This is a genomic window from Cryobacterium sp. Sr8 (genome assembly GCF_004403225.1).
In the GTDB taxonomy this organism is placed as follows: Bacteria; Actinomycetota; Actinomycetes; order Actinomycetales; family Microbacteriaceae; genus Cryobacterium; species Cryobacterium psychrotolerans.
Window position 1 is genome coordinate 193,580 of record NZ_SOHO01000070.1, and the last position, 26,272, is coordinate 219,851.

Annotated in this window: 29 protein-coding genes and 1 riboswitch; of the genes, 15 read left to right on the plus strand and 14 right to left on the minus strand. The window is 65.8% G+C overall.

The window, feature by feature from the left end:
• Nucleotides 1-91: 91 nt before the first annotated feature.
• The 5 genes from E3T54_RS15370 (at nucleotide 92) to E3T54_RS15390 (ending at nucleotide 2,972) form a co-directional block, all read left to right on the plus strand.
• Nucleotides 92-445 carry a VOC family protein gene (locus E3T54_RS15370; protein WP_092324875.1) on the plus strand — a complete coding sequence of 118 codons (354 nt, stop codon included), beginning with the start codon at nucleotides 92-94 and terminating at the stop codon, nucleotides 443-445.
• A gap of 111 nt (nucleotides 446-556) precedes the next feature.
• On the plus strand, nucleotides 557-1,348 hold the full coding sequence (locus E3T54_RS15375) for a gamma-glutamyl-gamma-aminobutyrate hydrolase family protein (protein WP_134476431.1): 792 nt from the start codon (nucleotides 557-559) through the stop codon (nucleotides 1,346-1,348).
• Nucleotides 1,349-1,417: 69 nt separating this feature from the next.
• Nucleotides 1,418-1,786, plus strand: coding sequence for a GNAT family N-acetyltransferase (locus E3T54_RS15380; RefSeq protein WP_134476432.1), 369 nt, complete (start codon nucleotides 1,418-1,420; stop codon nucleotides 1,784-1,786).
• 49 nt (nucleotides 1,787-1,835) lie between these two features.
• Nucleotides 1,836-2,189 carry a hypothetical protein gene (locus E3T54_RS15385; RefSeq protein WP_134476433.1) on the plus strand — a complete coding sequence of 118 codons (354 nt, stop codon included), beginning with the start codon at nucleotides 1,836-1,838 and terminating at the stop codon, nucleotides 2,187-2,189.
• A 132-nt stretch (nucleotides 2,190-2,321) separates the two neighbouring features.
• A complete protein-coding gene (locus tag E3T54_RS15390) occupies nucleotides 2,322-2,972 on the plus strand; it encodes a hypothetical protein (RefSeq protein ID WP_134476434.1) in 651 nt (216 codons plus the stop codon).
• 89 nt (nucleotides 2,973-3,061) lie between these two features.
• Here E3T54_RS15390 and E3T54_RS15395 read toward each other — a convergent pair whose 3' ends face one another.
• Nucleotides 3,062-4,654: an ABC-F family ATP-binding cassette domain-containing protein gene (locus E3T54_RS15395; protein ID WP_134476435.1), complete on the minus strand. Its 1,593-nt coding sequence runs from the start codon at nucleotides 4,652-4,654 to the stop codon at nucleotides 3,062-3,064.
• Between the two features lie 150 nt (nucleotides 4,655-4,804).
• Here E3T54_RS15395 and E3T54_RS15400 point away from each other — a divergent pair, with 150 nt between their 5' ends.
• Nucleotides 4,805-5,287, plus strand: coding sequence for a 2'-5' RNA ligase family protein (locus E3T54_RS15400; RefSeq protein WP_134476436.1), 483 nt, complete (start codon nucleotides 4,805-4,807; stop codon nucleotides 5,285-5,287).
• Nucleotides 5,288-5,429: 142 nt separating this feature from the next.
• On the opposite strand, the gene E3T54_RS16925 is transcribed toward E3T54_RS15400, so the two are convergent.
• Both E3T54_RS16925 and E3T54_RS15405 read right to left on the minus strand, forming a co-directional pair.
• Complete coding sequence (locus tag E3T54_RS16925; protein WP_166784494.1) at nucleotides 5,430-5,600, minus strand: hypothetical protein; 171 nt, start codon at nucleotides 5,598-5,600, stop codon at nucleotides 5,430-5,432.
• A gap of 34 nt (nucleotides 5,601-5,634) precedes the next feature.
• Complete coding sequence (locus E3T54_RS15405) at nucleotides 5,635-6,564, minus strand: serine protease (RefSeq protein WP_370255616.1); 930 nt, start codon at nucleotides 6,562-6,564, stop codon at nucleotides 5,635-5,637.
• 289 nt (nucleotides 6,565-6,853) lie between these two features.
• Here E3T54_RS15405 and E3T54_RS15410 point away from each other — a divergent pair, with 289 nt between their 5' ends.
• The 3 genes from E3T54_RS15410 (at nucleotide 6,854) to E3T54_RS15420 (ending at nucleotide 9,079) form a co-directional block, all read left to right on the plus strand.
• Complete coding sequence (locus tag E3T54_RS15410; protein WP_134476438.1) at nucleotides 6,854-8,227, plus strand: hypothetical protein; 1,374 nt, start codon at nucleotides 6,854-6,856, stop codon at nucleotides 8,225-8,227.
• Nucleotides 8,228-8,270: 43 nt separating this feature from the next.
• On the plus strand, nucleotides 8,271-8,747 hold the full coding sequence (locus E3T54_RS15415; RefSeq protein WP_166804943.1) for a GNAT family N-acetyltransferase: 477 nt from the start codon (nucleotides 8,271-8,273) through the stop codon (nucleotides 8,745-8,747).
• 65 nt (nucleotides 8,748-8,812) lie between these two features.
• A complete protein-coding gene (locus E3T54_RS15420) occupies nucleotides 8,813-9,079 on the plus strand; it encodes a hypothetical protein (protein WP_134476439.1) in 267 nt (88 codons plus the stop codon).
• 51 nt (nucleotides 9,080-9,130) lie between these two features.
• Here E3T54_RS15420 and E3T54_RS15425 read toward each other — a convergent pair whose 3' ends face one another.
• Together E3T54_RS15425 and E3T54_RS15430 are read right to left on the minus strand one after the other, a co-directional pair.
• A complete protein-coding gene (locus tag E3T54_RS15425; protein ID WP_370255639.1) occupies nucleotides 9,131-9,841 on the minus strand; it encodes a dienelactone hydrolase family protein in 711 nt (236 codons plus the stop codon).
• Complete coding sequence (locus tag E3T54_RS15430) at nucleotides 9,801-10,433, minus strand: HNH endonuclease family protein (protein ID WP_134476441.1); 633 nt, start codon at nucleotides 10,431-10,433, stop codon at nucleotides 9,801-9,803. Before E3T54_RS15430 ends, E3T54_RS15425 begins: the two co-directional genes overlap by 41 nt.
• A 133-nt stretch (nucleotides 10,434-10,566) precedes the next feature.
• A riboswitch (guanidine-III (ykkC-III) riboswitch) is annotated at nucleotides 10,567-10,631 on the plus strand.
• Between the two features lie 12 nt (nucleotides 10,632-10,643).
• Here E3T54_RS15430 and E3T54_RS15435 point away from each other — a divergent pair.
• The 4 genes from E3T54_RS15435 to E3T54_RS15450 all read left to right on the plus strand — a co-directional run bounded on the left by E3T54_RS15435 (nucleotide 10,644) and on the right by E3T54_RS15450 (nucleotide 14,933).
• Entirely contained in the window at nucleotides 10,644-10,967 is a 324-nt protein-coding gene (locus E3T54_RS15435) for a multidrug efflux SMR transporter (RefSeq protein ID WP_092324852.1), read from the plus strand.
• Nucleotides 10,968-11,119: 152 nt separating this feature from the next.
• Nucleotides 11,120-11,812, plus strand: a complete 693-nt coding sequence (locus E3T54_RS15440; RefSeq protein ID WP_134476442.1) for a hypothetical protein — start codon at nucleotides 11,120-11,122, stop codon at nucleotides 11,810-11,812.
• Nucleotides 11,813-12,222: 410 nt separating this feature from the next.
• Nucleotides 12,223-13,599: an FAD-binding oxidoreductase gene (locus tag E3T54_RS15445; protein ID WP_134476443.1), complete on the plus strand. Its 1,377-nt coding sequence runs from the start codon at nucleotides 12,223-12,225 to the stop codon at nucleotides 13,597-13,599.
• A complete protein-coding gene (locus E3T54_RS15450) occupies nucleotides 13,596-14,933 on the plus strand; it encodes a class I SAM-dependent methyltransferase (RefSeq protein ID WP_134476444.1) in 1,338 nt (445 codons plus the stop codon). The genes E3T54_RS15445 and E3T54_RS15450 overlap by 4 nt, the downstream gene beginning before the upstream one ends.
• Before the next feature lie 31 nt (nucleotides 14,934-14,964).
• Here E3T54_RS15450 and E3T54_RS15455 read toward each other — a convergent pair whose 3' ends face one another.
• From E3T54_RS15455 to E3T54_RS15470, 4 genes are all read right to left on the minus strand, one after another.
• Entirely contained in the window at nucleotides 14,965-15,939 is a 975-nt protein-coding gene (locus E3T54_RS15455; RefSeq protein ID WP_134476445.1) for a calcium/sodium antiporter, read from the minus strand.
• Nucleotides 15,940-16,039: 100 nt separating this feature from the next.
• Entirely contained in the window at nucleotides 16,040-17,053 is a 1,014-nt protein-coding gene (locus tag E3T54_RS15460) for an NYN domain-containing protein (protein WP_134476446.1), read from the minus strand.
• Between the two features lie 147 nt (nucleotides 17,054-17,200).
• Nucleotides 17,201-18,631: a protein kinase gene (locus E3T54_RS15465; RefSeq protein WP_134476447.1), complete on the minus strand. Its 1,431-nt coding sequence runs from the start codon at nucleotides 18,629-18,631 to the stop codon at nucleotides 17,201-17,203.
• Nucleotides 18,632-18,816: 185 nt separating this feature from the next.
• Nucleotides 18,817-19,440, minus strand: coding sequence for a LysE family transporter (locus E3T54_RS15470; protein ID WP_134476448.1), 624 nt, complete (start codon nucleotides 19,438-19,440; stop codon nucleotides 18,817-18,819).
• Between the two features lie 194 nt (nucleotides 19,441-19,634).
• On the opposite strand from E3T54_RS15470, the gene E3T54_RS15475 reads away from it, so the two are divergent.
• Complete coding sequence (locus E3T54_RS15475) at nucleotides 19,635-20,831, plus strand: Fic family protein (protein ID WP_134476449.1); 1,197 nt, start codon at nucleotides 19,635-19,637, stop codon at nucleotides 20,829-20,831.
• Between the two features lie 64 nt (nucleotides 20,832-20,895).
• Here the strand turns inward: E3T54_RS15475 and E3T54_RS15480 are convergent, their stop codons facing one another.
• From E3T54_RS15480 to E3T54_RS15500, 5 genes are all read right to left on the minus strand, one after another.
• Nucleotides 20,896-21,234, minus strand: coding sequence for a hypothetical protein (locus tag E3T54_RS15480; RefSeq protein ID WP_134476450.1), 339 nt, complete (start codon nucleotides 21,232-21,234; stop codon nucleotides 20,896-20,898).
• Nucleotides 21,234-21,704 carry a hypothetical protein gene (locus E3T54_RS15485; RefSeq protein WP_092324824.1) on the minus strand — a complete coding sequence of 157 codons (471 nt, stop codon included), beginning with the start codon at nucleotides 21,702-21,704 and terminating at the stop codon, nucleotides 21,234-21,236. Before E3T54_RS15485 ends, E3T54_RS15480 begins: the two co-directional genes overlap by 1 nt.
• Before the next feature lie 170 nt (nucleotides 21,705-21,874).
• Nucleotides 21,875-22,750, minus strand: coding sequence for a hypothetical protein (locus E3T54_RS15490; RefSeq protein WP_134476451.1), 876 nt, complete (start codon nucleotides 22,748-22,750; stop codon nucleotides 21,875-21,877).
• A complete protein-coding gene (locus E3T54_RS15495) occupies nucleotides 22,750-23,472 on the minus strand; it encodes a helix-turn-helix transcriptional regulator (protein ID WP_134476452.1) in 723 nt (240 codons plus the stop codon). Before E3T54_RS15495 ends, E3T54_RS15490 begins: the two co-directional genes overlap by 1 nt.
• A 949-nt stretch (nucleotides 23,473-24,421) precedes the next feature.
• Complete coding sequence (locus E3T54_RS15500) at nucleotides 24,422-24,730, minus strand: hypothetical protein (RefSeq protein ID WP_134476453.1); 309 nt, start codon at nucleotides 24,728-24,730, stop codon at nucleotides 24,422-24,424.
• Nucleotides 24,731-25,109: 379 nt separating this feature from the next.
• On the opposite strand from E3T54_RS15500, the gene E3T54_RS15505 reads away from it, so the two are divergent.
• Entirely contained in the window at nucleotides 25,110-25,970 is an 861-nt protein-coding gene (locus E3T54_RS15505; protein ID WP_134476454.1) for a phosphotransferase family protein, read from the plus strand.
• The last annotated feature ends 302 nt before the right edge of the window (nucleotides 25,971-26,272 follow it).

Genomic DNA, 26,272 nt, shown 5'->3' on the forward strand with positions numbered 1-26,272 from the left:
CCACCTCCGCGCTGTCCCTCGCTCACCATATGCCCGCGCCGCGGGTGAGTCTAGGGACCCGGCGAGAACCGGCGCCGGTAGCATCCGTTGCATGACTCTCGCGCTGCACCACATTGTTGTCGACTGCGAGGATGCCGGCCGCCTCGCCGCGTTCTGGTCCGAGGTCCTCGGGCGTGCGGTGCGTGAGGGGGCGGATGCCGCGTCCGCGTTCATCCCCGAGGGCGGGCCGGGGGAGGCCGGCTGGCTGTTCTTCCGGGTGCCGGAGAAGAAGGTCGCCAAGAACCGCATGCACGTCGACTTCGTCGCGGGCGATCGAGAGGCGGAGGTCCTCCGGCTGGTCGGCCTGGGCGCGACCCTGGTCGACGACCACGACGAGTGGAACACCCGGTGGAGCGTGTTGCAGGATCCCGACGGCAACGAGTTCTGCGTCGTGCAGGGCCGCTGACGGGCCGGCGGCCCCGCACGACGCCCCTGCAGGCGGGCCGGAACTGTTGCGGCCTGTTACGGGCGCGCTCGCGGCATCCGCCGGTCTTCCCCACACTGGTAGTAACGACGGATGACCGGGAGCGAGGCGAGCATGAACACACAGGCCGACCTGCCCCGACTGGCCGTCGTCGAGGTGACCGGATCCCGGCCCGACCAGCGCGAGTACCACGCCAAGGTTCAGACGCTGATCTCCCGCGTGACCGGCGAGGGCGAGCAGGGCGGCTGGCAGGTCACGCGCACCGCTGCAGCGGATGTCTCGGTCACGGAACTGCTCGCCGCCACCATCGATGCCGACGCCATAGTGATCGTCGGCGGCGAGGACATCGCCCCCCGGTTCTACGGCGGGCGCACCGGCTACGAGGGTGAAACCCGCCACTACGAGATCGCTGACGCCGGCCAGATCGCGCTCGTGCAGCGCGCCGTGGCCCAGGGCACCCCGCTGCTCGGCATCTGCCGGGGCCTGCAGATCATCAACGTCGCCCTCGGCGGATCGATCGTGCAGCACATCGAAGACGACGGCGTCCACCGGACTGACGGCGTGCCGGTCGACGAGATCCTCACGGAGCACGGGGTAACCCTCGTCGCCGGCAGCGGCCTGGCCGGCAGCTTCGGCCGGGCCGAGATCTCGGTGCAGAGCGCGCACCACCAGAGCGTCGGCCGGCTCGGCGACGGGCTCGTGGCCGCGGCACTGGCCCCGGACGGGCTCGTCGAGGCGCTCGAACACGCAAGCAGGCCGATCACCGGGGTGCAGTGGCACCCGGAGGCTCCCGACTCTCCCGCGGACCAACTCGGCGTGCTCCTCGCACTGCTCGGCGGCCAGCTGGCATCCGCCCGCTTCGCCGGCGAACTCATCGCCGCGTAATCCGCGCCCCGCGCGCCCCCGGGCGCCGGCAGCGACGCGCTCGCCGCCCGAGCGGATGCCTCCTTCGACATCCGCGGCTACGGCCTCTGGGCTCTCGAGCACCGCGGTTCGGGCGCCTTCCTGGGCTTCACGGGCCTGGCGCCGATGCCGGTCGGCGTCCCCGGCGCCGGCGGCGTCGAGGTCGGCTGGCGTCTCGCGCGCGAAGCCTGGGGACAGGGTTATGCCACCGAAGCGGCGAAGGCGGCCCTGGCCGTCGCCTTCGACGAGCTGCGGCTTGACGAGGTGAACTCGATCACGGCGGTGCTGAACGCGCCGTCCCGGGCCGTCATGGTGCGACTCGGCATGACCCTGTCCGACGAGTTCGAGCATCCGAGGATCGCCGCGGGCTCACCGCTCCGCCCGCACGTGCGTTACCTGCTCGCCCGACCCGAACACTGACCAGCCTGCGGCCCTTCACTTCCCGGGCACGGGAGAGCACAATCACCCCATGACTACCGACGAACCTGTCATCCCGCGCGATCCGCCAGAGACCACCCTGTCTGCGGGTGGCAAGGCGCTCGCCGGAGGGGTGCTGACGCCGCTCGTTGGTGCGGGCATCGCAGCCGGATCGTCTGCCTGGCAGGGGGCATGCTCCTCTCGATACTTCCTGGCCGGCAGCGTCACCGACAGCGCCCAGATCCAGGCAGCGAACGTTGCGGGCGACAGCGCGTGTGCCAATCTGCTGGCGCTGGGCGACAACATGGTGGTGGTCGGATTTCTCGCTCCGTTCGTACTCGCTTTCGCCGTTGTGATCGTGGTGCGACTGCTCGACCGGAAGTCCGACATCGATGTGGAGATGTGACGCCCCTGCCTCGCGAGATCGGTCCTGGACAGGCGCACGGTCATTCGTACCCTTGGGCTGCGCCCGCAGACTGACGTCCGGCCCGCCCGGCTAGGCTTTGATGCAACCCAACGCGCCGGAAAGGGATGCCCCTTGACCCACGACAATCCCCTTCACGTCGACCTGCTCACGCAGTGCTGGTGCTGCCAGGCGCTGCAGCCGTTCAAGTTCACCTCGGCCACCGATCAGGTCGTCTGCTCGTTCTGCGTGCGGCACCTCGGGGCCGACCGGGCGGAAAAGCGCGACAGGGACCACCTCAGGATGTGGGTGGAGATCCTGGTCGACGAACGCGAAGCGAACCGAAACACCGTTGAAAAGCTGACCGCGACCCTCGCCGAGCGGGACGCGGCGCTCGCCGGGCTCACCACCCGGGTCGACGAGCTCACGAACGTGGTCGCCGGCGAGTTTGATCGGGCGCCGACCGGGCAGGTGCGAAGCCTCCTGGAGAACGAGGTCGTGAAGCGCGCGGACAAGCGAGCCGCGCTGGAGCAGCGTCGCAACGACCGGTTGATGGCCGCGATCTGGCGGGTGGACCGCCTGCACCGGGAAGGCGAGCGCGACCCGCACACCTGTGTCTGCGGCACCTCGCTGGCCCGTTGTGCCGAGTGGCAGGCGGTTGAGCCGGTGCGCCAGGCCCTGCGCGACTGGGAGGCGAAGAACCTTCAGCTCCTGCGGGACGGCCAGCGTCATGCCCTGCCCGATGACCACCCGGATGTCGTGCGGGCCGCTCCTTCCCGTCGGTAGAGCCTGACCGCAGGAGGAACCCCTCGGCCGTGCCGGCACGCGATGCGAGACGCGCCTTCCCAGGGACGGTGGCTTCAACGCACGGGAACTCAGGCCGCGCGCACGTCGACCTCGCCGGGCCTGGCGACATCGGTGCCGAACACGAGGCGCCGGTTGGCGATCTTGTCGGTGAAGAACCGGTCGTGGCTGACCACCACGACCGCCCCGGGGAAGTGCAGCAGCGCCCGTTCCATCACCTGGGTGCTGGACATGTCCAGGTGGTTGGTGGGCTCGTCCAGCAGCAGAACAGAGGCGCCGGACAGCAGGCACTGCGCCATCGCCACGCGCGCTCGCTGCCCGCCCGACAGGTTTCCGATCTTCTGTTTGAGGTCGGCCTCGGAGAACTGGAACATCGCGAGGAACCGGTTCACCGATTTGCGGGTCGCGGTGAAGGCGAGGCTGCCCGGCATCGCGTTGACGGCATGGCTGACAGTGTCGTCGTCGTAGAGCTCCGCGAGCACCTGGTTGTACGAGACCACGACTGTGCCGTGGGCCCAGGTGACCTCGCCGAAGTCGGCCGGCTCCTCCCCGGTCAGGACCCGGAGCAGGGTGGTCTTGCCGCTTCCGTTGGAGCCGAGCACGACAATCCGGTTGCCGCGCCGGATCTCGAAGGTCAGGTCGGTGAACAGCTCCTTGTCGCCGTAGGCCTTGCTGAGGCCTTCGACCCGGCACAGGGAATCCTTGACGTGCAGCCGGCCGTAGATCTCGGTGATGATCTGGTCGACGGGCCGAGGCGCGCGTGCCTTCTTGATCTTCGCGAGCTGGCTGCCGAGGTTCTTGCTGGCCGCCTTCGCGGCCTCGCGTCGGTCGGAGATCCCCTCTGCCTCGAACGCCAGCAGCTCTGATTCGTGCACGAACTGCTGCTCGAGCGTCTTGAGCCGGAACTGCTTCTGCACGACGTATTCGCCGAAGTTGCCGGGGTACTCGTGCAGGTGGAAGTTCTCGACCTCGATGATCCGGGTGACGACGGCGTCCAGGAACCGCCGGTCGTGCGAGACGATGATCGCCGCGCCGCGGAAGGTGCGGAACCAGGCTTCGAGCCATTCGACTCCGGCCACGTCCAGGTAGTTGGTGGGCTCGTCCAGCAGCAGCACATCCGGGCCCTCGAGCAGGATCTTCGCCAGTGCGGCGCGGTTGCGCCAGCCGCCGGAGAGCTCGTCAATCGCGCAGACGCGGTGGGCTTCGTTGAACCCGAGCGTGGTGAGCGCGGTGTCGATCCGTCGCTTGTAGTCCCAGCCATCGAGACGGTCCATCTGCTCGAAAAGCTCGGCCTGGCGGTGGATGAGCCGGTCGAGTTCCGCTTCAGAGGGGGTCCTGGCGATGGCAGCGTCAATCGACGCCAATTCGGCTTCGACGGCCTTGATCTCCACGAACAGGCCGTCGAGGACCTCGCTGATGGTCGCCTGGCCGTCCAGCTCGGAGAACTGCGAGAAGTAGCCGACCCTGATGCCCGGCTCCAGGGTGACGGTGCCGGTATCCGGTGTCACCTGGCCGAGGATCAGCTTGAGGATCGAGGTCTTCCCCGATCCGTTCTTCCCGATCAGACCCACTCTGTCGCCTGGTTCGAGGCGGAAGAACGCCTCTCGCAGAACCTGCGCGGTTTCGAAACGAACACTGACGTCTTGCAGCCGGATCAGGCTCACTACTGTCCTCTCAAGGGGCGGTCCCTACGGTTCCACCCTGCGGTTCCCCAGCCCTGAGTCTACAAAGTCCGTTGACAATCGGCTGCGGCGGCACTGGGCCGGCACCGGACTGACACCAGACGGGCAGTCGCCGCGCCCTAGAATCGGCGCATGTCCCGCCTCGTCGTTGTGCTTCCGCTGCAACCACTCCGGGCCGGGGACAGCTTCGCTGTGGCAGACTGGCCGCTGCACATCACCGTGCTGGCCCCCTTCCTCACGGATGACGCGCCCGCCGACATCGCCGCGGCCATCGCCTCGGCGGTATCCGGCCAGGGCGCCCTCGCCGCCGTCGCGGCTGGCGACGAGCTGTTCGGGCGACGAAAAGATATCCCGGTGACCCTCGTCGTGGACGATGAGGCCCTGGCCGGCCTGCACCGCACCCTGGTCGATGTCGTTCGGCCGTTCGCTGCGGCCCCTGACGAGCCGGCCTTCACCGGCCCTGACTTCCGGGCCCACGTCACCGTCAAACGCATCGCCCGTGTGCACCAGGGGGACGAGCTCTCCCTCTCGCAGATCGCCCTGGTCGACATGGCGCCCCGCACGGGACCGAGCGGGCGAACCGTGCTCGCCACGATCTGGCTGCCCACCCCCTGATACGGGCGGGAAATGCGCACAGCAGCGGGCGCGGCCGGTGCAAGCAGAACATCAACCGCGGCTGCGCGTTCCGCGAAGCAGGCGATCCCACGGAGGACGGCTCACACCCGCCGGTGTGAGCCGTCCTTCGTGCTCGTGGTTTCTACTGTCCTTCCGGTTCTCCCTCCGGCGGATCCGATTCGTCCGCCGGATCGTCGACGTGACGCGTACCATCGGGGTTGAGCACGATCTCGCGTGGCCTGGCCCCGCGCATCCGTTCCTCGTCCCAGTCGGCGGCGTTCGCCGGGTCAGGCGTCACGTGTTCGTGGGCCACTCCTGGTGTGTCGGGGGAGTGTTCCCGATCCGGCTTAGGCCGCTGCGGCGACATACGTGCTCTGGATCACGGATCCCCAGTACGGCCCGAACATCGTGTTCTTGACGCCGCTGTAGCCGAAGCTGTTAACCGAGTTCTGGTAGCCGGATGTGCCGCTGCCGATGAACCACGGGCCGCCCGACGATCCGCCGGTCATGTTGCAGGGAATGCCCTGCGACTGCGTCTGGCCGTAGGGGTCGTCGGTTGCGGTTCCGTAGCAGGACTGCAGGGTTGCTCCGTTGAACGGTGCTGCCGCCGGGTATCCATACGCCGAGTAGGTGAGGCCGCGGCTGTTGTTAAACGACGCACCGGATGCGCCGACCGTGTCGCTCAGGCTCGTTCCGGTGGGCGAGGCGACAATCGCGAATCCGGTGTCGTAGTTGATGTCGCCGCCGGATGCCCACTGGGTGGGCGCGTACAGCTCCGTCGCCTCCCACTGGCCGTAAGGCGCGGCACCGTTGTTGTAGGCGGGAACGAAGGTGAAGCGCGACGCGAATGCTCCGGGGCCCTCGTTGAGGCAGTGGCCGGCGGTGACGACCGTGTTCTCGTTGGCCGCGGAAATCGCGTTGCCGGAGCAGACGTAGTTCGCGCCGCCGAGGGTGAAGAACACCTTGCCGATGTGGCTGACGGGCGCCAGCGCCGGGACGGGCCTGGCCTTGAGAGTGGGGGACTGCTTCGCCACGGACTTCTTCGGCCCAACCGCCACCGGGGCCGAGTGTGTCGATGCAGCGGATGCGACGTTGTCGGCGACCAGGGTGTCGCCCGGCTTTGCGGCCTTCATGCGCGCTGCGGTCCAATAGTCGCCGCTCTGCTGGGTCTGCGGAACGACCCAGCGTTCGACGTCTGACGATCCCGCCGCGGGGGCCGCACTGGCCCCGCCGGACGTCGCGAGCCCGCCCGTGGCGAGCACAGCTCCGACCGCCAATACTGCAAAGGCACGGGACCTGAATGTGGTTCTCTTCATTTTCGTCACTCCAGTTATCGATGGAACCCGCCGGGCCGGAATCGCCGACGGTCTGGGGCTGAGCTTGGCGCGTGGACAGGGCTGTCTACCCGCTTTTGTGGTTCCCGACGAATATGTTGTGGGAACCGAAACAGATCGGCTTTGGGCATCGATTACTGGTATTCACGCGCGCTTGTGTTCGGCATGCGGCGAGCCCGCCTCCAGCCGCGGTATCGTAAGCCGACAGTCGCTCAAGAACCTGGAGGCCTTCGTGGCACGGAGTGCCGAGCTTCGGCCACACCGGCCGCACTACCGAGGGTCCCGCCTCGACGCCAAGCTGATCGGCCCGCTCACCATCGCCGCGCTCGTGAGCGCCCTGGCCGTCTTGTGGGTCGTGGCGCGGCCATCCGGTGAGGGTTTCGAGCAGCTCGTCGGGGAGTGGCTCGGCGCAGAGGGGGTGCTCCTGCTCTCCATCGGCCTGGTGCTGATCAGCACGCTGCGCTGGGTGGAGCGGTGGTTCAACGGGATCGACCATGCCGCGTTGTGGCACCGCCGAGTCAATATCGCGGGCATGCTGGCGATCTCCGTGCACGCCGTGGTGACCGGGGACGTGCGGGAAACCGCGGTCGGCCCGACGCTCGGCCAGATCGGGCTGTTCGGCCTGTTGGCGCTCACCGTGTGGGCGATCGCGCCGCGCTGGCTGTCCTTCGTTCCGCAACGGTTTCGGGGACTCGTCCCCAGGGTCACCGGCTCGCGGCTGGTGCGCCTGGCCGGAATCCCCTTCCGGAGCTATGCCGTCTGGCGCTTCTTCCATCGCTTCACGGGCGTGTTCGTGGCCGTCGGGTTCCTGCACGGGCTGCTGGACGCGAGCATGTTCGACTCGGCGGTGCTGCGGTGGACCTACCTCGGCATCGGCGGCACGGGCCTGGCGTTCTACGTCTACCGGGAGTTGCTCGCCCGCCGCTTCGCCCGCACCTACGACTACCAGGTGGAATCCGTGCTGCCGATCGACGCGAATCTGGTCGAGATCTCGCTGAAGCCGCTGGGACGGCGCTTCGAGTACAGGGCGGGCCAGTTCGCGATCCTGTACCTCGAGGCGAAGGATGGGTGGCACCGGCATCCGTTCAGCATCGCCAGCGCGCCGGCGGATGCCAACGTGCGCGTCGCTGTAGGGGCGCTGGGCGACTTCACCTCCAACATCGTCGACCTGGTCGCACCGGGCATGCCGGCCGTGATCAACAGCCCGCACGGTCACTTCGACTATCGCCGGGGCACCGAACACCAGGTCTGGATCGCCGGCGGCATCGGCGTGGCGCCGATCCTCAGCTGGCTGCGGGATGTGACCTCCGAGACCTTACCGACGCGCGTGGACCTCTACTTCAGCTCCCGCGGACCCGCTCCCTACGGCGCTGAGATTCGCGAGCTCGCGGCGCGGCATGACGCCATCCACCTGCACCTGATCGACACCAGCACCGGGCCCAGGCTGACGGTGGAGGACGTTCTCGCCACGGCCGGCTGCCCGCCCCGCGACCTGTCGGCGTTCATCTGCGGGCCCGAGGCGATGGTGAACGCCTTCCAGAGGGGCCTGACGCGGTCCGGCGCCCGAACGGCGAACGTGCACCGCGAGTACTTCAACCTGCGCTGATGCCGGTGCCGGGGGAGGGCTTCCGAGAAAGTACGCTGAGGGGATGAGCCTGCTGCGCGCCGCCGAACCGTCAGATATCCGCGAGATTCTCCGCCTCATCGTGGAGCTCGCCGTCTACGAGAAAGAGCCCGACGCGGTGGTGGCAACTGAGGACGGTCTGCGGTCAGCGCTGTTCGGCGAGAGCCCAGCGGTCTTCGCGCTCGTCGTCGGCGGCACGGAGAAAGGAACCCTGGCCGGGGTGGCCCTCTGGTACCTCACGTTCTCGACCTGGGAAGGCGTGCACGGCATTCACCTGGAGGACCTCTACGTGCGACCGGCCTATCGGGGCAGCGGGTACGGGACGGCGCTGCTGACGCGGCTCGCCGCGATCTGCGTCGAGCGCGGCTACGCGCGCCTCGAGTGGGATGTCCTCGACTGGAACGATCCCGCGATCGGCTTCTACCGGTCGCTCGGCGCCGTGCCGCTCGACGGGTGGACCACGTTCCGGCTCGATGGCGACGCGCTGAAAAAGGCCGCCTGAGCTCTCGCGTTCCGCGGGGCCATCCGGATTGCGGGAGAATTACAGTTCACGAAGGTAGGAATCACATGATCAATCTCACGCAGTACGCCGACGGCTTCATCCGGATGAACCGGCACTTTCCGGCCAACTCGCTCATTTCCATCACCTTCACCGACGGGTCGACGGGGGAGTTTTCCGGGCACCGGCTCAACGCGATCTTTGACGACGCCCTGGCCGTGTTCCGGGCATCGAACCACCTTGACGCGAAGGGATTCTCGCGGGCCCCGGCGAAGACCGTCCACCCCTCGAAGAACATCCAGTTCGTTCCGGTCCAGGCCGGAATGACCAGCTAGAACTCCCGAACAAAGCCGTGCGCGGAGGGCGCGGCCACAGGGCAGCCCGCATTAGCCGGCGTTGCGGAGGAAGCCCAGCACCCGTTCTGTGAGCAACGTGGCGGCCGGCTCGTCGTAGGACGGCAGGCTGCGGTCGGCGAACAGATGCTGGTCGCCGGGGTACAGGAACAACTCGGCATCCGGCGTTGCCTGCACGAGCGCGAGGGCCGCGTCAATGTCGCCTTCGTCGACGAAGTACTCGTCGGCATCCATGCCGTGGATCTGGACCGGCACTCCCTGGGGCCAGGCCCCGCCGAACTCAGCGGTCGGGATGCACGAATGGAACAGCAGCGCGCCCCTGGCTCCGGGTCGGGTCTGGGCCAGCATCTGCGCCGACAACACCCCGATGGAGAACCCGGCGTAGACCAGCTCTCTGGGCATCCCGTCGCTGGCAGCCCGTCCACGCTCCATGATCGATCCGAACCCCACCCCCTGGGCGTAGGCCACGCCCTCGTCAAGGTCGTCGAAGACCTGCCCCTCGTAGAGGTCGGGCACGTGAATGACGTGACCGGCGCGCCTGAGCTCTTCAGCGAAGTCCAGGACCCCGGAGGTCAGCCCGTGCGCGTGATGGAACAACAACACCTCAGCCATGCGCTCTCCTCGCTTCTCGGCGCACGGGGCGCCGTCGGAGTGATTGTGGCATAAGCGGGGCGGGGCGCCGCCCGGGTTCGGAGCGACCCGGTCAGCAGGTTGCCAGCATTGAGTTGATCGCAGTCTTTTCAGCGGAGTCCATTGACAGGCCCCATCCGTATTTCACGTGCACGACGTGCTTGGCGTACGTGCAGCGGTACGAGGCGAGCGGCGGCTGCCACTCCGCCGCGTCCCGGTCGGATTTCGAGGCGTTGACATTGTCGGTGACCGCGATCAGCTGACCGTCGCTCAGGCTGTTGGCGAACTGTTGACGCTTGCTCGTGGTCCAGGTCGACGCTCCGGACCCCCAGGCCTCGGAGAGTGCGACGACGTGGTCGATGTCTACATCCGACGAAGCGTAGTTCCAGGCGCCGTCGTAGACCGAGTACCAGCTGCCCGAGGTCGCAGCGCAGGTCGAGCTGGTCACGACGTTTTCGCCATCGCGCTGGAGCACGATCTCTCGTGTGTTGCAGCTGCCGGACTGCGTAGACCAGTGCGGGAAGAGGTCCCGGGAGTACCCGGCCGAACCCGTCTCGACCTGGGTCGGGATCGCGGCAAGCTCGCTGCTGATCGTGCTGGGCGCAGGCGGGTCCGGCGGGGAGGCGTAGGCCTGGGTGGCCGTCACCTGAGTGGCTGCAACGACAAGTGCGCCGATCAGGAGCAGGGTGGGGGATGGGCGTGTCATCGGGACTCCTCGGTTCGACCGCGAGCCGGAACGTGTCGATTCAGCGGATTGTCTCGATCCTCTCGGAGGGGTGAGGGGCGCCACAGGTCTCTTCGCGTGAACACCAGACGACCTTCGACCGCGATAACCTCATCCCAAGCCGCAAAATGTGGCTCCGGACGAGGGATCAGTACCCGGCACGCGACAAGACTGGCCACAGGAGTGCTTGTCATGTCTTGGATCGTTCTCATTGTGTCCGGCGTTCTGGAAGCCGTCTGGGCCACGGCGCTGGGCCGGTCTGACGGCCTCACCAAGTTGTGGCCATCGGTCGTATTCGTGGGGGCGCTCCTGCTCAGCATGGGCGGCCTTGCCCTGGCCATGCGGGAAATTCCCACCGGCACGGCATATGCCGTCTGGGTCGGAATCGGGGCGGCGCTCACCGTGCTGTACGCGATGGTCTTCGGTGCGGAGCCGGCCTCGCTTGCGAAGGTCTTGCTCATCCTCGGGCTCGTGGGGTGCATCGTCGGTCTCAAATTCGTGGACGGCGGCCACTGAGCCGTGTCGTCGAGACCGTGCATGGCACACGGGAAAAATTACTTGCGATGGATTGCGTCCCGCTGGGACTTAGCCGGAGCCGACGGGTGGGCGGGAGCTGTGGTCTCCGCCAGGATGGCTTCGGCTTCGGCGGCAGCTGCTGCGGCCGCGGCATGTTCCGCGGCAATGCGATCGGCCGCGGACTGCTCCGCGGCAATGCGATCGGCTGCGGACTGCTCCGCGGCAACGCGATCGGCTTCGGCTGCCATCAGGATGTCGGCGGCGGCGGTAGCGTCCGCGGTCCTCTGCGCGGCACGGGCCTGCGCTGCACCGCCGTGGTCCGCCAGGCCTGCCGCCTGGGGGTCGATACTTTCCGAGGGCGGGGTCGCGGGGCGCTCGTTTTGGGCGATCGTCGCGGGCCGCAACACAAGACCGGTGCCGACAACTATTCCGACGGCAATGAGGCTCCCCGCTGCGGCAAACCGGCGACGGCCGCGGCGCCGGCGAGTGTTCTGAACGCGGGTGCCTCCGCGATCGGTGGCGCCAAGGGGCGGCCGGGAAAACGAAGAAAGAAGGTTTCGCATGACTTTCACGAAGCGAATCGACCCGTGATGAGCACAGAACGATTCTGGTTAGACAATCCACGAGCGGGGCTCCGCACGGGCGCAGTCACCATTATGCAACGAACCTACCGGCCCGCACCTGACGCGGCGTTGGGAGCCCTCGAGCCCGAACCTTCCGACACGAGCCGCTTGTCAGTTCGTTTCGACGCCTCCGACCAGCCACAGTTTGCCCTTGGCACAGTCGCGTTCGGTCCACGTGTCGCTGAACGAGTCAGCACCGCCTCCGCCGATGGCAAGGGATGATCCCGAACTCGCCACAACGTTTTTGCTGCCGTCCAGGACTTCGAAGGACCTCGAATCGCCTCTGACGGTGTACCCCCGGGGCCACACGAGAGTCACCGGATCTCCGGCCGTCTTCGCCTGAACACAGCCGTCCCCGTCAACTGCCAACGTGCCCCGGAGAAGCGCTTCCATGCCGCTCAGCGCCGATGTATCAGATGTGACGAGTCGGAGAGGGGCGGATGAACACGCACTGAGCGCCGTCACCAAAGCCACAGCCGATCCAAGCACTGCCAGTCTCGACCAGTGTGTATGCATGGGGCGGACTCTACTCTCCCGCGTGTTCCGCCAGGCCGCGCTCGGGTCCTTCACGCAGAGAGGATGAATCGCAGCCAGCCGGTGCGGTCGCAGTGGCCGAGGACTAGCGTGGGGGCGTGTCCCCTCCCGCGATCGACGCACGCACCGCTCACGCCGCCGGCGTGGAGCGCCTCCTCGAGAGCTATCGGGCAGTGCCGCCGACGGCCTCCGTTCGGCTCGCCAAGCCCACCTCGAACCTGTTCCGGTCACGCGCGAAGCCGAACGCCAGGGGCCTCGAGACATCGGGATTGACGGGCGTCATCGCGGTCGACCCGCAAGCGCGGACGGCCGACGTGGGCGGCATGTGCACCTACGAGGATCTCGTCGCCGCGACGCTGCCCCACGGGTTGGCGCCGCTGGTGGTGCCGCAGCTGAAGACGATCACCCTGGGCGGCGCGGTCACCGGCCTCGGCATCGAGTCGACGTCCTTCCGCAACGGACTGCCGCACGAGTCGGTGCTGGAGATGGACATCCTCACCGGCGCGGGGGAGGTGGTCACCGCCTCGCCGATCGAGCATGAAGACCTCTACCGCGCCTTCCCCAACTCGTACGGAACGCTCGGCTACGCGGTGCGCCTGCGCATCGAACTGGAGCCGGTCGAACCGTTCGTCGCGCTCCGGCACCTGCGGTTCCACGCGCTCACCGACCTGGTCGCGGCGATGGACCGCATCATCGCGACCGGCGCGGTGGACGGCGACCGCGTGGACTACCTCGACGGCGTGGTGTTCAGCGCCGACGAGAGCTACCTGTGCGTGGGCACGCAGACAGCGGCATCCGGCCCGGTGAGCGACTACACCGGCCAGCAGATCTACTACCGCTCCATCCAGCACGATGACGGCATCAAGCACGATCGGCTCACGATTCACGACTACCTGTGGCGGTGGGACACGGATTGGTTCTGGTGCTCGGAGGCGTTCGGCGCGCAGCGTCCGCGGATCCGCCGGCTCTGGCCGCGAACGCTTCGGCGCAGCAGCTTCTACTCCAAGCTGATGCGCTACGAACAGCGATTCCACATCGGCGATCGCATCGAGCGGCTGGGCGGCCGTCCGCCACGCGAACGCGTCGTGCAGGACGTCGAAGTGCCGATCGAGCGATGTGCGGAGTTCCTGGACTGGTTCCTTGCCAACGTGTCGATCGAGCCGATCTGGCTGTGCCCGCTTCGGTTGCGCGGCGACGGCTGGCCGCTCTACCCGATGCGGCCTCGGCAGACCTACGTCAACGTCGGCTTCTGGTCAACGGTTCCGGTGGGGTCGATCGAAGGGGAGACGAACCGTCTGATCGAACGTAAGGTCAGCGAGCTCCACGGGCACAAGTCGCTCTATTCCGACTCCTATTACTCCCCGGAGGAATTCGGCGAACTCTATGGCGGAGAAACCTATCGCACCGTGAAGAAGCGCTACGACCCCGATTCACGTCTGCTCGATCTCTATGCGAAGGCGGTGCAACGACGATGACCACGTTCAAGGAACGTTTGCCGGAGGATGCAGAAACGGCGGAGAAGCCGGAGGCGGCGGGCAAGCTCACCCTCGCCCAGATCCTGGAGATCCTCGCCGGCGGGCGGCTCCCGCTGAGATTCACCGCCTACGACGGGAGTTCGGCCGGTCCGACCGACGCACCGCTCGGGCTGGAGCTGAAGACGCCGCGAGGCACGACCTATCTGGCCACCGGCCGCGGCGATCTGGGCCTTGCCCGCGCCTACATCGCCGGTGACCTCGAAGTCAACGGGGTGCACCCCGGTGACCCCTACGAGCTCCTCAAGGCGCTCGCCGGTGAGTTGGTCTTCAAGCTGCCACCACCGCGGGTGACGGCCAACATCATCCGCTCCATCGGCGTGGAGCACCTGCGCCCGATCGCGCCGCCGCCGCAGGAGGCGCCGCCGCGCTGGCGCCGCGTCGCCGAGGGGCTCCGGCACAGCAAGACCCGGGACGCCGAAGCGATCCACCACCACTACGACGTATCGAATACCTTCTATGAGTGGGTGCTCGGGCCGTCGATGACCTACACCTGCGCGTGCTACCCGCGTCCCGACGCATCGCTGGACGAGGCGCAGGAGAACAAGTACCGGCTGGTGTTCGAAAAGCTGCGGCTGAAGCCGGGCGACCGGCTGCTCGACGTCGGGTGCGGCTGGGGCGGCATGGTGCGCTACGCCGCCCGCCGCGGCGTCACGGCCACCGGCGTGACCCTGTCGGAACAGCAGACCGCGTGGGCACAGCGGGCAATCGCCGAGGAGGGCCTGGCCGATCTGGCCGAGGTCCGCTATGGCGACTACCGTGACATCGCAGAGACCGGCTTCGACGCCGTGTCGTCGATCGGGCTGCTCGAGCACATCGGAGTGCGCAACTATTCGTCCTACTTCGCCTTCCTGCAATCGCGGCTGCGCCCCGGCGGGCTGCTGCTCAACCACTGCATCACCCGGCCGGACAACCGATCCGAACCCTCCACCCGCGGCTTCATCGACCGCTATGTCTTCCCCGACGGGGAGCTCACCGGCTCGGGCCGCATCATCAGCGCAGCACAGGATGTCGGCCTGGAGGTGGTGCACGACGAGAATCTGCGCCATCACTACGCGATGACCCTGCGCGACTGGTGCGCCAACCTCGTCCGGCACTGGGATGAGGCGGTCGCCGAAGTGGGGTTGCCCACCGCGAAGGTGTGGGGCCTGTACATGGCCGGGTCACGGCTCGCTTTCGAGACCGGTGGGATCCAGCTGCACCAGGTGCTGGCGGTCAAGCCCGATGGCGGTGGCGGCGTCGACGACCTGCCGCTGCGTCCGTGGTGGACGCCCTAGTTGTACCTCCCGCAATCCAACTCGGCCAGGATCATGTCCGCGCGATGAGCAGGTACGCGAGGTAGATCAGATAGGCGGCAAGAAATGCCGCTCCCTCGAGCCTTCGGATGCGGCGGCCGGTGAGGAACACGGGCACGCAGGCGATCGCCGCGCCGAGCATGACCGGGATGTCGATCGCGATGAGAGGCGCGTCGATCGAAATCCCGTCTGGGGGAACCATCGCGGTCACGCCAAGAATGAACACGATGTTGTAGACACTGCTGCCCAGCAGGTTGCCCACGGCGATGTCGCGCTCCTTGTGCAGCGTGGCCACCATCGCGGTGACCAGTTCCGGAGCCGAGGTGCCCATCGCCACAATCGTGAGCCCGATGAAGGCCTCGGACACGCCAAATCCGCGCGCCATCCCGACCGCGCCATCGACGAGCCAGTCCGCACCGACCACGATGACAGCGATGCCGGCCAGGAGCCAGACCGAATCGCGCACCAGCTGGCCGGTGAAGGCGAGCTCCCGTTTGGGCGTGCCGTATTCTCGGGCGAACTCGGTGCGCACGGCGACGGTCTCCCGCCGCGCGGCCCGCACGATGAGAGCGGTGTAGGCCACACCGAGCAGGATCAGGATGCCACCGTCGAGTCGGTTGAGCAGCCCATCCGCGGCGAGAAACAGAAGTAGAACGGCCGCGCCGACGATCATCGGCAGATCGAGCAGCAGTGTCTGCGACCGCAGCTTCAGCGGCTGCAGGAGCGCAACCAGGCCGAGGATCAAGAGCAGGTTGAGCGTGTTCGTGCCGGCGATGTTCCCGACCGCGAGCGAGCCGCTGCCGCGCAGGGCCGCGTCGATCCCAATCGCCAGTTCCGGCGCGCTCGTGCCGATGGCCACAATCGTGACGCCGATGACCATTGGTGAAATCCCGAGTCGCGCGGAGATCCGGGTGCCGCCGCGCACCACGAGCTCCGCACCGCCGATCACGGCGAGCAGGCCGATGACGAACACGCCGAATTCCAGCATGCGCCGAGCGTACTGGACGCTCGAGGGTGGCCGTTGGACCTTCGCCGGCGCCGGCCAGGCGCCGACTTCACCCCAGCGATGGCACCACCCTGCCAGAGGCTTAGCGTCTGCTGTCTGCCTCGGGGCGCAGCCGGATGAGCCGCTGCGGGCCGTCCTCTTTCAGCTCGGCCAGGTCGCTGCGCGAGGAGAGGAAATCGCTGAAGGAACGGAAGCCGAGCGGCTTCTCGTTGAAGGAGGGGTCCATGCGGCGCATCTGGTTCTTGATCGTGCCCGTGTTGAGCCACTCGTCGCCGTCGCCCTTGGCGTGACCGATCTGCAGCGCGCGCACGAGGAGCTCCGTTGCCAGTGTCTGGGGGTCGATGTCGTCCTCGGCCTCCGGCTCGTCGAACTGCGCGTCGTCGGTGTGCGAGAACATCGGAATCGTCGTGAGCTTGCGGGCCTCTGGGGCCGTGTCGGGTGCAGTCTCGGCAGGTTCCGCGGCCTTCTTGCTCGCCTTGGGCCTCTCCGCGCTGGCGGCAGCGGCGGTAGCGGCCGACTTGTCGACTCCGGGCAGCGAGTCGTAGTCCTCGAACTCGTCGCACGCGGCCGCGAGCGAGGTGCTCGTCGAGCCCGCGACGCCGATGCCGACGACGTAGCGACCCAGTCGCTTCGACTTCTGGGCGAGGGCGATGTAGTCGGAGTCGCCGGCGATGATGATCACGTGGGTGAGGTCGGGCAGTTGGAAGAGGTCTTCGACCACGTCGACGGCCAGACGGATGTCGGCGCCGTTCTTGGTTCCCCTGGTGGTCGTGGTGAACAGCTGGGTCAGGTCCACCGCGCGAGACATCAGCTGGCGCTGGTAACTCGCATTGACGGGCACTGACCAGTCGGCGTAGGCGCGGTTGACGACCAAGGTGCCGAATGACGCGGCAAAGTCGATGATGGCGTTGAAGTCGACCGTCGCGGCGGCGAGCTTCGCGGCGACCTCGGGGTCGGCATCCCGGCTCGACTTATCGAAGTCGCGGATGCCGTCGCGCTGGAAGGCATTGCGCCCGTGCAGCTGCTGATAGCGCGAGATGACGATGTTGTCGAAGTCGATATAGAGGCCGACGCGTGCATCGTTCGGTTCAGTCATGGTGAGCTCCTCAGCCGCAGGCGGAAGACTCTGTAGCGATCCGGTACCTCCAGTCTGACGCGAGCGACGTGGCGAGGGCAACTCGGGGTACGCGGTCGCGCTGATCCTGTTCTTGCCGGACTCCAATGCCCGGATGTAGTTCTGGTTTCAGCTCGGTGGCGGAGTAGCGCCCTCCAGCGCCGCCACGGAGCGCCGGCTCTCCAGGCGCAGTTCCATTTCGCTCATGACAAGCGCGGCGAGGTCGCCGAGGGTGGCGAGTTCCTGTTCCGTCGCCAGGCGCGGTTCGAAGTCGAGTACGCAGAGCGTGCCGAGGTTGTGTCCGTCCTGCGTGCGCAAGGGCACCCCGGCGTAGAACTGCAGGCCGAAATCGTCGGCGACGAGGGGGTTGGCCAGTGTTCGGGGGTCGAACCGGGCATCCTCGACGACCCAGGGCACGTCATCCATGATCGCCGAGGCGCAGAGCCCGGGGTGCCTGTCAATGTGGTCGATCTCGAGACCGTGGTGGGACTCGAACCAGATCCGATCGTGATCGACGATCGTGACGAGCGCGACCGGAACGGAGAACACGCGGGCGGCAATCGCCGTGATGCGGTCGAAGGCCCCGTCCACCGGTGCCTCCGGCAGCCGATAGCGCGCGACCGCGAGCATCCGGGCCTCCTCGGTCGACGGCTCGGGAAAGGCCACCACATCCCTGTGCCGGCCGGTCTCGGCAGCAACCATCTGGCGAAGCGCCGCGACCAGATCGTGGATGGAGGGACGGTCCTTCGGGTTGCGAGCGGTCATGGCCGCCAGCAGCGCCCTCCATTCCGGCGCGATGCCCGGCGGAATGGGCGGATCGCTTCGCAGCCGGGCCAGTGCCGACGGGATCGGGTCGCCGGGAAACGCGACGGTGCGGGTGAAGCACTCGAGGAGAACGAGCCCCAGCGAGTAGATGTCGCTGGCCGACCCCAGCGTCTGTCCCCGCGCCTGTTCGGGGCTGAGGTAGGCGGCCGTGCCCGTCGTCACGGTGTCCGTGTCGCGGCGCTCGATGGCGCCGACCAGGGCAATGCCAAAATCGGTCAGCTTCGCGCGGTACCGTGCTCCGCTCTGGCTGTAGTCGACAAGCAGGATGTTGGCCGGCTTGACGTCTCGATGCACAACACCCCGATGGTGAATGTATTGCAGGCCTTCGGCCAGGTCGAAGCCGATGTGCGCTATCTGACGAGCGGTCAGGGAGCCCCCCTCGAGCTGCACCTTGAGATCGGCGCCCGTGACGAGCTCCATGACGAAGTAGACACGCGGCCGGTCCGCATCCGTGCGGTCGACGCCCGCATCAAGCAGGGTGACGAGGCTGTGGTGGCTCAGGCTCGCCAGGAGGTTCACCTCGTCTTCCTGACGACGAATGTCCTTCTCGCTTGTCGCGGACGCCTCGAAGACCTTCACCGCGACGTCGCGTCCCAGCGTTTCGTCCCGGGCGCGGTATACAGACCCCGCGCCGCCTCGACCGATCAGTTTCTGCAACCGGTAGCGTCCGCGCAGGCGCGGTGCGCCGGCTTCGGAGACCTCCGGAGAGCGCTCGGCCAGTGTGATGACGTCCATAGTGAACCTTTGTTTCGTGGCGCCTCCACCACAGGCGGTCAGGCGTATCTACTTATAGGACGTAGCTCGAGGCGAATGTGTCACGCCCGACGCCGAAATAACTGCCTGAATGTCGCACGGCTGCGGCGCCGTGAGCGATGGATGACCTCCGAATCTGTGGGCGATCGGTCCTGTCGTGAGCGCGATCAGTGGATGACTGCGAGCAGCACGCCGACCGCCACGAACAGAACGCCGAATACTCGGTTCACAACTCGCTGACCGCGAGCGTCGCCGGTGAATCTCTGAAGCGAACGTGCCGTCAGCGCAAAGAAGAACCACATCACCAGGATGTCGACCACGATGACGGTGGCGGCGACGATGAAATATTGCGGCAGCAGCGGTCGATCGAGACGGATGAACTGGGGCAGGAACGCCAGAAAGAACACAATCGCCTTGGGGTTCAACATGTTCACCCACAGCCCGCGCCGGAACATCGACCAGGCCGGATCGTTGCGCAGCACTGACTCGCGCTCGGCATCGAGCGCCGGTTTGGCGAGAAACTGGCGGATGCCGAGGTACACGAGGTACGCGGCACCCACGAAGCGAATCACGTTGAAGGCGAGCGGAGAGCCGGCGACGAGGACACCAACACCGAGTGCCACGGTCACGATGTGGGCGAGCAGCGCGGCCTGCTGGCCGAGGATTCCCCAGATCGAGCGGCGGAAGCCCGAGTTGAGGGCGTTGCTCATGGTGTTGATCGCCCCCGCGCCGGGCGTGAAACTGATCAGGGTGCCGGCGCCGAGCAGGGCCAGCCAGAGAGAGAACTGCACCGGCCCAGCATAGGTGTCCTCAGCAGCCCTTTGCGGAACGGTCAGCGGGCATGCGGAGACCATCTCTGGTCGCCGAGTTCTTTCTGGCTTCAGAAAGTGCGTTTCGCAAGCATTCGGAGCCGGCGTTTGGAATAAGTCAGAATATCGAGGGGCATAACAATGGATAAGTAACTAAGCATTGGTATGATTGATTCATGTCCACGTCTGAGGAGAAGTCACCCTGGCCGTCCCTTGGCTATGAAGAACGACCCTGGCACAGCGTCCAGGACGAGTATGGCTCACGAACGCAGAAGCGTCTTGCAGCAGGCCCGTACTTGGCGTCGGTGCCCCCACTGATCGCAAATCAGACAATCTCGCTCGACAGTGAGTTGCATGCGCTGACCGAAGAGGCCGCCAGCGAGCTTGCCCGCTTCGATGCCGAAGTTGGGCAAATCGCGGCACCATTCGCATCCATTCTCCTGCGCACCGAGAGCGCTTCCAGCTCAGAGATTGAGAACCTCACGAGCGGCGCACGGCAGATCGCCCTGGCGGAGCTCGGTGAGCACGCCTCGAAGAATGCGCAGCTCATCGTCGGCAATGTCCGAGCTATGCAAGCGGCTCTTGCCCTGTCCGAGTCCATCGACGGCCACGCCATCCTGGAAATGCATCGCGCACTCCTTGAGCACAGCAATCCCGACATCGTCGGTCACTGGCGTGACCAGCAGGTCTGGATCGGAGGCGGGAGCCTCGGGCCGCACACCGCACAGTTCGTCCCGCCCCATCAGGATCGGGTCCCCGCGCTCATGGGCGACCTCGTCGCCTTCGCCAATCGCGTCGACCTTCCCGTGCTCGCTCAGACCGCGATCGCTCACGCCCAATTCGAAACGATCCACCCGTTCCCCGACGGCAACGGAAGAGTCGGTCGCTCACTCATCCAGGCGATGCTGCGCGGGGGGCAGCTCACGCGAAACGTGGCTGTTCCGGTCTCAGCGGGGCTGCTCCACGACACCGGTCGATATTTCGATGCCCTGAGCGCGTACCGGTCCGGGGATGTCGCCCCGATAATCCGCTGCATAGCGGACGCATCGTTCGCGGCGGTGCACAACGGTCGCATCCTCGTGGACGATCTGGAAACCGTCCAGGTCGAATGGCGCGGGCGCATCCGCGCGAGACAAGACTCAGCAGCACACCGGCTCGTAGATATTCTCCTTCGCCAACCGGTGATCGGCGCAGCGGCAGCCTCAGCTCAGCTTGGTATCTCGACCGTCAACGCTCAGGTCGCTATCGACCGCCTCGTTGACGCCAACATTCTGACCCAAATCACAGACGGACGACGAAACCGAATGTGGCTAGCGAAGGACGTCGTCCGGGTCCTTGACGAGTTCGCCGCCCGAGCGAAGAGGCGCCGATAGCGGAACCCTCTGCGGGAGAGATCGCACACAGCTCGAGGCCGAGGCCGCCAGCGATTGCTCACGCCTACTTCGTTTGGTTCGGGTGCCTCGTGAACACGTTGACAATCTTCACTGTTCTGCCCTCGACGTAAAACCAAATGCGTGCGCCCCCGGAGAGTTCGTACTGCCATTGATCGTGTTCGACGCCGTCACGAACAATAGTTGCGAGTTGGCCCTTCAGCTGGTGGCATTTGGGGTCCGACTGGTTCGGGGCCTTCGTGAGCCGGTCCCAGGCATCAGCGGCTGAGCTCTTTTGGGTGGCGACGATGTCGCGCCATCCAGTTGCGGCTTGACTCGTCACATGCTCGATAGCGAATTCTGATGACTTCAGGGGGCGTGCGACGAGCCCCTTCTTCGGCGACATTAAACGCGGGGCTTCTTGACCGCCACAGGTTCACGAAGCCAATCCGGTTCATCCTGTCCCCAGCCAGCAGCAACAGCCTCCGCGGTGTTCTGCCACGCCTTGATCTCAGTGAGTATCCGCCCAGGCTGATTGACAACGAATGCGCCGCGAGCCGTGTCGATGATGTCCTGTGCGCAGGTTCTCTGATCCTGAACGCTGAGCAGCTTGATCCAGGGAAACGGTCGTGCGAGGCGATCCTCCAGCGTGCCGATGTCATCCAGTGACACGGCGATCAGCTGTGCGGCGACCTCGAGGATCCGTTCATGGGCGGCCGCTTCACGCTTCGTGGTGAGAACCAACGTTTCGCCATCGCGCCGAGTGACTTCGACGGGTGCTTCCTCAGCGGCAGCGAAGACTGCAGCAGAATTGCGGGACAATTCCGACGACTGCACGACGCGTCGTTCTGCAGGGGTGAGTGTTATTAGCGCCATGAACAGAGTCTATTCCGAATGTGTTCTGAATTCAACGCCGGCTGGTCGGTCGACTAGGTGCGTCCGTGTCTCAGAGCTCTTATGCCAGTGCCCGAAGCGGAACGTCTAACGGTCGAACGCGACACCAGCTGAGTCCGGAAGTGCGTCAGCGGCGAGGTGGAGCCAAGAGACTAGTCGCCCGATTCAGGGAAGTTGGCGGAGAACGAAGCGAGCCAGGCATCGACTGCGTTGAACACGGTGGATTCGGGAAATCGTGCGCTCAAGCTGTCAGCCATGTGCTCGCGGACGATGGTGTCGTTGTCCGTGGAATACATGTCAACGAGGTATTGGGCCCCGTCCTGGACGACGCCGCGTATCTCCGGCGTTTCGGCCACGTGTCTCGTCATTGTCTTCGCCATCTCGGCTCCATCGGTGACCATCATGAGGAGGGCTATGTCACCAGAGTCTTTGGGGCGTAGACGGTCCGGACGTTTGTCAACGTCGGCAAGCCGCTCAGACACCTTGTGTGCCTTCGCAATGAGCAGTGCCGCCGGTCCCGCGACGTTCACTTCGACCGACATCTCGGGTTCGCCATCAGTCGTTGAAATCCTGATCAGAGTGCGGTCGTGGATGGCAAGTTCGAGACCGTAGGCACGGGTTGTCGCGCTCTTCTGGCCGGGGATTCGAGCTGATCGCCCCTTCGAGCCGGCGTAGGTTTCCGGTACCAGGAGGTCCACGGTTGTGCGCTGCTCCCACGAAAGCCCTCGTTCGTTGACGTAACCGTAGATCCCCGGTCGTTCGGGGCGTGCCGGCTCAAGCCCGATCTCAGCCATGATTTGCATGATCTTTGGGTCTTCAGCTATCAGGACCGGGTTGACGGCGAGGTCGCCGTCACGGGTTGATTCCATATCAACGGGCCCCCACTTCTTCTGCACCCAGACGTGGACAGCGTGCGCGCCAACAACGGTCATGGCATTCGCGTGCTCACCCAACGCCACGATGGTCGTGATGAGCAGACGCCGGGATCGTTCCGCGCCATACCGCGCGTCCTCGAGTCGGAGTGCCATTACGCCGCTCCGACTTCGCGGGCCTTGTTGACGCGTCCCGCCAGTTGCGGCAGGACGCTCAGCGCTACGTCGGCCTGCCGGCCGGGCGACGCCAGCGCGTCGAGCATGCCCCACTCCGGCGCAAGCATTGCGGTGCCATCAACCCATCGAGTGAATCGGCGAACGTTCTCTGTGATCGGAAGCACTATGACGCTGCCCCTCGCCGTCGGCGACATTGCCGGGAGATCATCGAGATCCTCCGGCCGCTCCACGTACACGACCGGGGTGAAGGAACGCGTGGACGTGATGTCTTCGGCCACGGCCTCGAGCGAAGAGACAGCCGGATTCGCGCCGCGATCCGCTAGGTACCGGACGAACTCGCCGACCGACTGGTCTAGCGCGAAGACCCGCGCTCCGGGTCGTTTGGTGACCGGCGCGAGTGTGGCCGTCTGCGCGAGCTTTTTCACGAGACGGCGGCGCTCGGCGGCCGTGGCGTTCTGGATGCGGGACACCGCTACCGCGTAGGGCGCATCGCTGCCTACGTCCGAGAGAGTTTCCGAGAGTTTGAACCCCGCGCCGGAAGCAAGTTTCTCCAGCATCGAGTAGGTCGGGTCAACGATGCCTGACTCGATTCGAGTGATCGTCGACGCCGGCACTCCGACGAGCTGAGCGAAGGCTGTCTTACTGAGTTGACGCTTGAGGCGCATTCGGGTGACAAGCGCGGCTGCGGACGTAGTGATCACACATTCATGCTACGCAAAGCATTGCATATATGCAAGGAATTCTGCTCACGGTGGAACACCGTTGCGAACCCTTGCGGGACCCAAGCCGCTCACTCCTTGCGGGACCCAAGCCGCTCACTCCTTGCGGTAGCCGATTGACTCGACGGCCAAGTCCCAGAAGCGGACCTCGAACGGGCAGCGGCCGGATTCAGGGGGCATGAATCGTTCGCATTTCGGGCCTTTCCCGTATGACCCGCCCGAATCAGATTCTCACAAAGGCGCGTCAACTGCGACAAGAAAAGTGTGGCCTGAAAGGACACTCATCACGATGCGAGCCAGTCGAGGATGTCGGAGGGCCTAAAAGTCCGAACTGGCCTGTCACGTGACACCGGTTGTCGCGTGACACGGTAGTCCGGACAAATTGCCAAGTCCGGACTCGCGGAACGACGCGGAAGTCGCGGTGAAGGATGGCTGTGGTTTTGCCAACCTAGTTCGGACACGCGTGACGGTCGCTCTGTTCGGGTGCAGCCAGTCCAAGGGCTGGACACAAGGGGAACCCCATGCGGGCGTTCGACGCGGTCGCGCAGGTTGACCTTCAGATTGGAGCAGTCAATCCGGAGCGCGCGCGCGTTTACTCTGATCGACAGGGCCACGTTCGATGACGTGCTCTACGGCCGCCTTCTGCACGCTGACTGGGATCGGTACCTCCGCACTCAGGCGCTCACGGACGAGGAATCTCACTTAATCGCCTTCCTCGGAAGCGGCCCAGTGCACGCTGGCGTGGGCATGGCGCTATATGGCGGAACGTCGGCCTCCAAAATGGCTGGATCGCCAGGCACGCGGGGGCTCTCTGAGCCAACAACGTCCTACTGGGGCACCATCTGTGTCAGCCCTCTCGGTAAATGTGCGCGAGGCTGGGCGCCCATTAGCCTAACCGTTTGAGTCAACTGAACTCGGGGCAGTCCCGAGATTACGTTTCGGGGTTAACGATCAGGAAGTCGCCGAGCTTCGTCCACCCGTCCGGGATGATGTCGTTGGAGACCACGACTCTGGCGCTGCCCGTCCCGGAGCCACTAACCTGCATACGTGTTGCGTTGGCATCCGCCGCGCAGCCTGACGCTGCACCCTCCGACGGTTTGGAGAGCACAAGGCAGAAACCGGGCCTCCCTGAGTCCGGATCGACGTATTCCGTGACGAAGTAGCTGACACCGGCGTGCTCGCCGACGAGACGGCTGGACTCCGGATCGCTCGTCGAGTCTTCAAGCCCGGTCGGGAGCACGTCGTCCGGCCCACTATCGGTAGCCAGGAACCTTCGGATTTGCGAGGTCGAATCATCAGTTGCGCACCCGGTGAGGATCAGGGCTGTCGTGCAGAGGAGTGCGCCTGCCCAAATTCTTGAATCAACCATTGCCTACGCTCCGACTCCGTTGTCTGCCCCGAGGCTACCGTGTCACGGCGCCCATGGTGATGACATGCGCGGTAGATTCCTGGCCGCGCTGGCACACCGGCGGCGCCTCCGATGATCCGACGTTTTCTGGCACTCGGTTTGCGCGAAACGGGGGAGTGGCTGGTGATCGCGTCCAGGTGCCGCGGGGAACCGCTTGCGGGCGGCCTTCGCTTGAGGGCGATTGCGTCGGGTTCCTGACAGGATCGGTGTTGTGAGCACACTGGCCCAGGACACATCCATGATTTGGCAGGACCTACGCGAGGTCTGGCCCGACTTGGACTGGGCTCGGCTGGACTCGAAGCATGGAGCTTTCCATCACGTCGCCTTACTTGGCGATTCAGCGGTCGTTCGCGTCTCCACGGCTACGCGCCATGAGGAACAAACGCTGCAGGAGTACCGAAACCTGTGTGCAATCCAGTTGCTTGGCTTACCGTTGCGCACGCCCACTGCTCGCTGCCACCCCGTGGTGAGGGCCGGTTTTTCTGCGTTCGTCAACTCTTTCGTTCCCGGAGAGCACGACTTGAAAATGACTTGGAACCAGGTCCGGGAACCTGTCGCGGACATTCTTCATTCGCTGCGTGAAACGCCCGTTGCCGAACTCCACACGTTGCGCCCAGTACGGCAGTGGTGCGGCGGGGACCGATGGCCGACGATCATCGAACAGGTCACTTCTGCGCTGGATGAAACTGTCGCGGGTGCGGCTCGTCGTGTCGTGGCTGACGTGCTCACCGCCGAACCTCACCACGGCCGCACGCTCGTCCACGGTGATTTCGGACTCCATAATCTGTTGTGGGGCGGGCACGACCTGCTGGCGGTCATCGATTGGGACAATGCCGCTGTCGGCGATCCCGCGATTGACCTCGCCCCGCTGATTGGAATGTTCGGAGCGGAGGCGGTCGGAGAGATAGCGGATGCAGAACTCTTGGAGTGTGCACAGAGACACCGCGCCTCGCTGCCGCTGCAAGTCGCGGCAGCCGCAGACCTCGCCGGTGAATTCGACCTTCGCAACTTCGCACTGGACAATTTCACAAAGCGCTTCCGCAACGACACCTTGTACGACATCGCGGGCTAGCTGTTCTTCCCTCGGAGGATGGTTAAGAGGAACCCCGAACGGTTCAGCACGAATCACGCGCCGAAGATATTGAGCGTCCCAAACGTGTCATATATCAACAAACCAGCCCCGAAACCCGAGGACCAACTAGCTTCCTAAACTCCCACTGGCCTCATCCACCTTGACAAATTCCGGGCCCGGGAGAAGTCCGGCCTGGGTCATCGCTGAGGAGCACGGTGTTGCCGTCGATGCCCCACTGATCAGCGTCGCTGCACAACCTATTTCACGCTGACGCACGTCGTGCCATCAGGCCCATCGTCGAC

Excerpts from the sequence above, each read along its gene's own strand:
- E3T54_RS15370 (WP_092324875.1), top strand. The coding sequence starts at position 92 with ATGACTCTCGCGCTGCACCACATTGTTGTCGACTGCGAGGATGCCGGC.
- E3T54_RS15375 (WP_134476431.1), top strand. The coding sequence starts at position 557 with ATGACCGGGAGCGAGGCGAGCATGAACACACAGGCCGACCTGCCCCGA.
- E3T54_RS15385 (WP_134476433.1), top strand. The coding sequence starts at position 1,836 with ATGACTACCGACGAACCTGTCATCCCGCGCGATCCGCCAGAGACCACC.
- E3T54_RS15400 (WP_134476436.1), top strand. The coding sequence starts at position 4,805 with ATGTCCCGCCTCGTCGTTGTGCTTCCGCTGCAACCACTCCGGGCCGGG.
- E3T54_RS15415 (WP_166804943.1), top strand. The coding sequence starts at position 8,271 with ATGAGCCTGCTGCGCGCCGCCGAACCGTCAGATATCCGCGAGATTCTC.
- E3T54_RS15420 (WP_134476439.1), top strand. The coding sequence starts at position 8,813 with ATGATCAATCTCACGCAGTACGCCGACGGCTTCATCCGGATGAACCGG.
- E3T54_RS15430 (WP_134476441.1), bottom strand. The coding sequence starts at position 10,433 with ATGACACGCCCATCCCCCACCCTGCTCCTGATCGGCGCACTTGTCGTT.
- E3T54_RS15435 (WP_092324852.1), top strand. The coding sequence starts at position 10,644 with ATGTCTTGGATCGTTCTCATTGTGTCCGGCGTTCTGGAAGCCGTCTGG.
- E3T54_RS15440 (WP_134476442.1), top strand. The coding sequence starts at position 11,120 with ATGTTCCGCGGCAATGCGATCGGCCGCGGACTGCTCCGCGGCAATGCG.
- E3T54_RS15450 (WP_134476444.1), top strand. The coding sequence starts at position 13,596 with ATGACCACGTTCAAGGAACGTTTGCCGGAGGATGCAGAAACGGCGGAG.
- E3T54_RS15455 (WP_134476445.1), bottom strand. The coding sequence starts at position 15,939 with ATGCTGGAATTCGGCGTGTTCGTCATCGGCCTGCTCGCCGTGATCGGC.
- E3T54_RS15460 (WP_134476446.1), bottom strand. The coding sequence starts at position 17,053 with ATGACTGAACCGAACGATGCACGCGTCGGCCTCTATATCGACTTCGAC.
- E3T54_RS15465 (WP_134476447.1), bottom strand. The coding sequence starts at position 18,631 with ATGGACGTCATCACACTGGCCGAGCGCTCTCCGGAGGTCTCCGAAGCC.
- E3T54_RS15475 (WP_134476449.1), top strand. The coding sequence starts at position 19,635 with ATGTCCACGTCTGAGGAGAAGTCACCCTGGCCGTCCCTTGGCTATGAA.
- E3T54_RS15480 (WP_134476450.1), bottom strand. The coding sequence starts at position 21,234 with ATGTCGCCGAAGAAGGGGCTCGTCGCACGCCCCCTGAAGTCATCAGAA.
- E3T54_RS15485 (WP_092324824.1), bottom strand. The coding sequence starts at position 21,704 with ATGGCGCTAATAACACTCACCCCTGCAGAACGACGCGTCGTGCAGTCG.
- E3T54_RS15490 (WP_134476451.1), bottom strand. The coding sequence starts at position 22,750 with ATGGCACTCCGACTCGAGGACGCGCGGTATGGCGCGGAACGATCCCGG.